Origin of the sequence: Kineococcus vitellinus (assembly GCF_009906315.1) — a bacterium.
Lineage (GTDB): Bacteria > Actinomycetota > Actinomycetes > Actinomycetales > Kineococcaceae > Kineococcus > Kineococcus vitellinus.
The window spans coordinates 1-5,831 of the sequence record NZ_JAAALL010000280.1; the positions used below are offsets into that span (position 1 = coordinate 1).

Annotated in this window: 7 protein-coding genes and 1 tRNA gene; all 8 read right to left on the bottom strand. The window is 76.3% G+C overall.

Annotation, left to right across the window (positions count from 1 at the left end; genetic code table 11):
- Positions 1-7: 7 nt before the first annotated feature.
- Positions 8-1,387 (bottom strand): cystathionine beta-synthase, encoded by a 1,380-nt coding sequence (locus tag GTQ99_RS18855; protein WP_166617261.1) that lies wholly within the window; start codon positions 1,385-1,387, stop codon positions 8-10.
- Positions 1,388-1,447: 60 nt separating this feature from the next.
- On the bottom strand, positions 1,448-1,804 hold the full coding sequence (locus tag GTQ99_RS18860) for a hypothetical protein (protein WP_166617262.1): 357 nt from the start codon (positions 1,802-1,804) through the stop codon (positions 1,448-1,450).
- A gap of 8 nt (positions 1,805-1,812) precedes the next feature.
- Positions 1,813-2,643, bottom strand: a complete 831-nt coding sequence (locus tag GTQ99_RS18865) for a Bax inhibitor-1/YccA family protein (RefSeq protein ID WP_166617263.1) — start codon at positions 2,641-2,643, stop codon at positions 1,813-1,815.
- A 129-nt stretch (positions 2,644-2,772) separates the two neighbouring features.
- Positions 2,773-2,856 (bottom strand) — tRNA-Leu (locus tag GTQ99_RS18870).
- A 65-nt stretch (positions 2,857-2,921) separates the two neighbouring features.
- Positions 2,922-3,758: a uracil-DNA glycosylase family protein gene (locus tag GTQ99_RS18875; RefSeq protein ID WP_166617264.1), complete on the bottom strand. Its 837-nt coding sequence runs from the start codon at positions 3,756-3,758 to the stop codon at positions 2,922-2,924.
- Between the two features lie 32 nt (positions 3,759-3,790).
- Entirely contained in the window at positions 3,791-4,234 is a 444-nt protein-coding gene (locus GTQ99_RS18880; RefSeq protein WP_166617265.1) for an SRPBCC family protein, read from the bottom strand.
- Between the two features lie 111 nt (positions 4,235-4,345).
- Entirely contained in the window at positions 4,346-5,299 is a 954-nt protein-coding gene (locus tag GTQ99_RS18885) for a Ppx/GppA phosphatase family protein (protein ID WP_166617266.1), read from the bottom strand.
- The coding region (locus GTQ99_RS18890; protein WP_166617267.1) for a DUF501 domain-containing protein at positions 5,296-5,831 on the bottom strand (536 nt) is incomplete at its 5' end. The genes GTQ99_RS18890 and GTQ99_RS18885, both read right to left, overlap by 4 nt.

A 5,831-nucleotide genomic window follows, 5' to 3' on the forward strand; every position in this document is an offset into this window, starting at 1 on the left:
GTGGCGCTCAGTGCGAGACGGCCAGCCAGGCGAGCAGGTCCTGGCGGGTGATGACGCCGACGGGCTTGCCGTCCTCGACGACGACGGCGGCGTCGGCGCGGGTGAAGACCTCGCGGGCGTCGTCGACGGACTGGCCCGAGCCCACCAGCGGCAGCGCGGGGCCCATGTGGGCGCTCACCGCGTCCGACATCTTCGCCCGGCCGGTGAACAGGGCGTCCAGCAGCTCGCGCTCGGTGACGGCCCCGGCGATCTCCCCGGCCATCACCGGCGGCTCCGCGCCGACGACGGGCAGCTGCGAGACGCCGAAGTCGCGCATGATCTCGATGACGTCGTGGACGGTCTCGGTGGGGTGGGTGTGCACGAGCGCCGGCAGGCCCGCGGACTTCTGCCGCAGGACGTCACCGGCGGTGCCGCCCTCGGAGGTGTCCAGGAAGCCGTAGGAGGCCATCCAGTCGTCGTTGAAGATCTTGCCGAGGTAGCCGCGGCCGCCGTCGGGCAGCAGCACGACGACGACGTCGTCGGGGCCGAGGTCCTCCGCCGCGCGCAGCGCCGCGACGACGGCCATCCCGCAGGAGCCGCCGACGAGCAGACCCTCCTCGCGCGCCAGGCGGCGGGTCATCTGGAAGGAGTCCGCGTCGGAGACGGCGATGATCTCGTCGGGCACCGACGGGTCGTAGGCGCTGGGCCAGAAGTCCTCCCCCACGCCCTCGACGAGGTAGGGGCGGCCGGTGCCGCCGGAGTACACCGAGCCCTCCGGGTCGGCGCCGACGACGCGCAGCGCGGTGCCGGCGCGCTCGGCCTGCTCCTTGAGGTAGCGCCCGGTGCCGGTGATCGTCCCGCCGGTGCCGACGCCGGTGACGAAGTGCGTGACGCGCCCCTCGGTGTCGGCCCAGATCTCCGGGCCGGTCGTCTCGTAGTGGCTGCGCGGGCCGTGGACGTTGGCGTACTGGTTGGGCTTCCACGCCCCCTCGATCTCGCGCACGAGGCGGTCGGAGACCGAGTAGTACGACTGCGGGTCCTCCGGCGGCACGGCCGTCGGGCAGACGACGACCTCGGCGCCGTAGGCCTTGAGGACGTTGCGCTTGTCGGCGCCAACCTTGTCCGGGCACACGAAGACGCACCGGTAGCCGCGCTGCTGGGCGACCAGGGCCAGCCCCACGCCGGTGTTGCCGCTGGTGGGCTCGACGATCGTCCCGCCGGGCTTGAGCGCGCCCTCGGCCTCCGCGGCCTCGATCATGCGGGTGGCGATCCGGTCCTTCACGGAGCCGCCCGGATTGAGGTACTCGACCTTCGCGAGCACCGTGCAGGCCAGGCCCTCGGTGACGCGGTGGAGCTTGACGAGCGGTGTCCCGCCCACGAGGTCGACGACGGACTCGGCGTAGCGCATGGCCCCATCATCCCGCACCGGCCGCGGGCCCCGCGCCGCCCGGGCCGCGGCGGCGGGCTGCTACAGCGCCCCGCGCACCCGGGCGAGCAGCTCGTGCGCCGCGGCGAGCGCGGCCGCGTCGCCGGCGGCGGCGACGTCGTGGCCGACGACCGCCAGCTGGTCGCCGAGGCCGTGCACGGCCAGCACCGGCAGCGGCCGGCGCGGGCGCCCCTCGGCGTCGGCCGCGAGGTCCGCCAGCGCCTGCGCGGCCTCGTGCAGCTGCTCGGCCCGGGTGCGCGGCTGCCCCTCCGCCGCCCGCTCGAGGCGCGTGAGCGGCAGGGCGCGCACCCGGCCGGCCTGCAGGTCCACCGAACGGACGAGCTCGGCGCGCGCGGCCGCGAGGGCCGCCGCACCGAGCTCGTCGTGCTGCTCGTCCACCTGCGAGGTCAGTCGTTGCCGCGCAGGATCGCGATGAGGCGCAGGATCTCCAGGTACAGCCACACCAGCGTCACCATCAGGCCGAAGCCGGCGCGCCAGGACTCCTTCACGGGCAGGCCGTTGCGGATGCCCTGCTCGATGTGGTCGAAGTCGAGTACGAGGAACAGCGAGGCCAGGACGACGCCGAAGGCGCTGACGACGATGGCCAGCAGGCCCCCGCCGGAGTAGACGCTGCCGATGCCGGCCAGCGCGGTGACCAGGTTGACCAGCCCGAAGACCAGGTAGCCGATGGCCGCGATGCCCAGGACCTTGGTGAAGCGCGGGCTGTTGCGGATGACACCCGTCTTGTAGGCGATGAGCATCCCGCTGAAGGCTGCGAGCGTGCCGAGGACGGCCTGCGCGACGATGCCGTCGTAGAGGGAGGCGTAGAAGGTCGAGATGGCGCCGACGAAGACGCCCTCCAGGACCGCGTAGGCGAACATGACGCCCGGGCGGACCTTGCGGGAGACCTGCGCCCAGATGCCGAGGACCATCGCGACCAGCGCGGGCCCGATGACCAGCCCGAAGCCCATGCCGCTGCGGACGCCCAGCCAGCCGGCGGCGGCACCGACGAGCAGCACCGCGAACAGCGACGCCGTGCGGACCACGACGTCGTCCAGGGTCATCCGGCGCGACTGCGACGGGGTGGCGGACGGCTTGCGGTACCAGTCCTCCAGCGTGCCGGCGGAAGCGTCCGCGGGCGGCACCTGCCGCTGCGCCGAGGCGGGCGCGTCGAACGTGGCGTAACCGCCGTTCTTCCATTCCTTGCTGCGTGCGAAGACCGGGTTCTTGCTCTCCATGGCTCCCCTCCGGAGCAGTGCTGACGTTCCTTGCAACGGTCAAGCACCGCCGGTCGTTCCCGCGGGGGGCCGCAGGGGTGTCACGAAGTCGTCACGACGCCGCGCGCCCGCCGCAGCGCGCAGCGCGAGTACCCGGGACGGGACTCGAACCCGCACGCCGCGAACGGCCCGGGGGTTTAAGCCCCGTGCGCCTGCCAGTTACGCCACCCGGGCCCTGCGCAGCCACAGCATCCCAGGTCCGCTCGCCCGCCCGGCGGCGGGGCGGGCGGCGGCGGGGCTCAGCCGGCCAGGGCCGCCGCGCGCCCGACGACGGCGTCGAGCATCGGCTGCGTGAGGCGGCCGGTGGAGGTGTTCTGCTGGCTGACGTGGTAGCTGCCCAGCAGGCGGACCGGGTGGGCCGGAGCGCCCAGGTCGGCCTCTGCGCCGTGCCCGAAGCGCGGTTGCGGGCGCGGCACCGCCCACCCGGCGCGCCGGGCCGCGGCCAGCGCCGAGGCCCACGCGTAGCCGCCGAGCGCGAGCACCACCCGCACCTGCGGCGCGACCAGCCGCAGCTCGCCGTCCAGCCAGGGCGCGCAGCGGTCCCGCTCGTCGGGGGTGGGCTTGTTGTCCGGCGGGGCGCAGCGCACCGGCGCGACGATGCGGGTGCGGTGCAGGACCAGGCCGTCCGCCGCGTGCACCGACCCCGGCTGGTTGGCCAGCCCGGCGCGGTGCAGCGCGGCGATGATCCAGTCGCCGGAGCGGTCGCCGGTGAACATCCGCCCGGTGCGGTTGCCGCCGTGGGCGGCCGGGGCCAGCCCGACGACGAGCACCCTCGGGTCCGCCACGCCCAGGCTGGGCACCGGCCGGCCCCAGTAGGGCTGGTCGCGGTAGGCGCGCCGCCGGGTGCGCGCGACCTCCTCGCGCCAGGCCACCAGGCGCGGGCAGGCCCGGCACACGCACGCGCGGGCGACCAGCTCGCCGGCGTCGGCGGCCGAGCGGGCCAGCCGGAGCACCTGCGCCCCGTCGGCGGCGACGGGCGTGCCCGGCGACGAGGGGTCCCCCGGCCACCCGGTGCCCGGGGGGACGGGCGAGGCGAACGGCGCGCCGGTCGCCGGGTGCGGCGCCCGCTCGTCCACCGGTCGCACCGGTTCCACCGGGTCGCGCCGGCTCAGCGGGCGACGGCGTCGGCGAGGTTGTCGAGCAGTTCGCCGTAGATGCGGTCCAGGCCGCGGGGGGCGAAGGTGCGCTCGAAGAACCCGCCGACCCCGCCGGCACCGGTCCACTCGCTGGTGACGACGACCTCGGAGGCGTCCGGGCCGTCCGACTCCACCCGCCACGTCGTGACGAGGGAGGAGTTGCGGTCGCTCTCGACGAGGGCGTGCTTGTCGGTGGCGGACACCTCGGCCAGCACCTCGCGCACCCGCTTCCTCGTCGCGTGCAGCTTCCAGCGCACCTGGGTGCCCGGGCCGTCCCCGCCGCTGAGGACCTCGTAGTCGGTGAACTGCTCCGGGAGCAACCGCGGGCGGGTCCCGCGGTAGTCGGCCAGCGCGGCGAGCACCCGTTCGGCGGGGGCGTCGATGCGTCGGGTCGTCGTGGCGCTCACGGTGCTCATGGCTGCCACCCTGCCAGAGACCCCGCCGCCGCTGCGCTCCGTGGCGCGGCCCCGCCGCCCGCTCGTGCGGGCGCGGTGCGGACGTGGAGCGGACGTGGAGCGGGTGCGCGGTCAGGCGCGCGCGGCGAGCGCGAACGCGGTGCCGTCGAGGACGTCGTGCTCGCTGGTGACGACCTCGCGCACCCCGGCCGCGGCCTCGACGCGGTCGAGGACGGCGTGCCAGACCAGCGCCCCGGCGCCGATGACGTCGACGCGGCCCGGGTGCACGAACGGCATCGCGGCGCGTTCGGCGCGGGTGGCGCGCAGCAGCCTGTCGCAGGCGGCGCGCACGGCTTCCAGCGGCAGCCGGACGCCGTGCAGCGCACCGGGTTCGTAGGCCCGCAGCCCGACGGCGGCCGCGGTGACCGTGGTGATGGACCCCGCGACGCCCACCAGGGTGCGGGTGCGGGCCAGCGGGAGGTCGGCGGCCGCCGCGTCGAGCAGGGCGTCGACGTCGGCGCGGGCCGCGGCGACCTGCGCGGCGCTCGGCGGGTCCTCGCTCAGGTGCCGCTCGGTCATGCGCACCGACCCCATGTCCAGCGAGCGGGCCGCCTCGACATCCTGCGCGCCGAGGACGAGCTCGGTGGACCCGCCGCCGAGGTCGACGACGAGGAAGGGGGCGCCGGCGGTGCCCAGCAGGTCGCGCGTCGCGCCGGCGAAGCTGAGGGCGGCCTCCTCCTCGCCGCTGACGACCTCGGGCGCGACCCCCAGCCGCGCGCGCACGCCCTCGGAGAACTCCTCGCGGTTGGAGACGTCGCGGGAGGCGGACGTCGCCACGAACCGGACGTCGCCGGGTTCGACGCCGTGCCGGCGCACCAGCGCCGCAGCGGACTCGACGGCGGAGAAGGTGCGCCGCAGCGCCTCCGGCGCGAACGCGCCGGTGCGGTCGACGCCCTGGCCCAGGCGCACGACGGTCATCGTCCGCTCCAGGTCGACCAGGGTGCCCGCCTCGGGGTCGACGTCGGCGACGAGCAGGCGCAGCGAGTTCGTGCCGCAGTCCAGGGCGGCGACGCGGCGGGCGCTCACACCCCGTCGTCCGCGGCGCCGCCCGCCGCGGACGGCCCGGCGGCGGGTCCGTGCGGGCACGTCGCCGGCCAGCCCCCGGCGGCCGCCAGCCGCTGCAGCGTCTCGTCCCCGAACGGGTTCACCCCGGGCCCGGCGGCCAGCGCGTGCCCGGCGAGGGCGTGCAGGCACTTGACCCGGGTGGGCATGCCGCCGGCGGAGACGCCGGCGATCTCCGGGACGTCGGCGTCGCCGAGGGCGGCGCGCCGGCGCAGGTAGTCCTCGTGGGCGGCCGCGTGGGCCGCCGCCAGGGCGGGGTCGGCCGCCAGCCGCTCGGTCATCTCGCGCATGAGCCCGCTCGCCTCGAGCGTGCTGATGAGCGAGGCCGCGGACGGGTCGACGAGGTAGTACGTGGTGGGGAACGGCGTGCCGTCGGGCAGCCGCGGCGCGGTCTCGACGACGTCGGGGCGCCCGCACGAGCAGCGGTGGGCGACGGCCACGACACCGCGCGGGACCCGCCCCAGGCGCTCGGCGATGCTGTCGAGGTCGGCCTGCG

Excerpts from the sequence above, each read along its gene's own strand:
- GTQ99_RS18865 (WP_166617263.1), bottom strand. The coding sequence starts at position 2,643 with ATGGAGAGCAAGAACCCGGTCTTCGCACGCAGCAAGGAATGGAAGAAC.
- GTQ99_RS18880 (WP_166617265.1), bottom strand. The coding sequence starts at position 4,234 with ATGAGCACCGTGAGCGCCACGACGACCCGACGCATCGACGCCCCCGCC.
- GTQ99_RS18855 (WP_166617261.1), bottom strand. The coding sequence starts at position 1,387 with ATGCGCTACGCCGAGTCCGTCGTCGACCTCGTGGGCGGGACACCGCTC.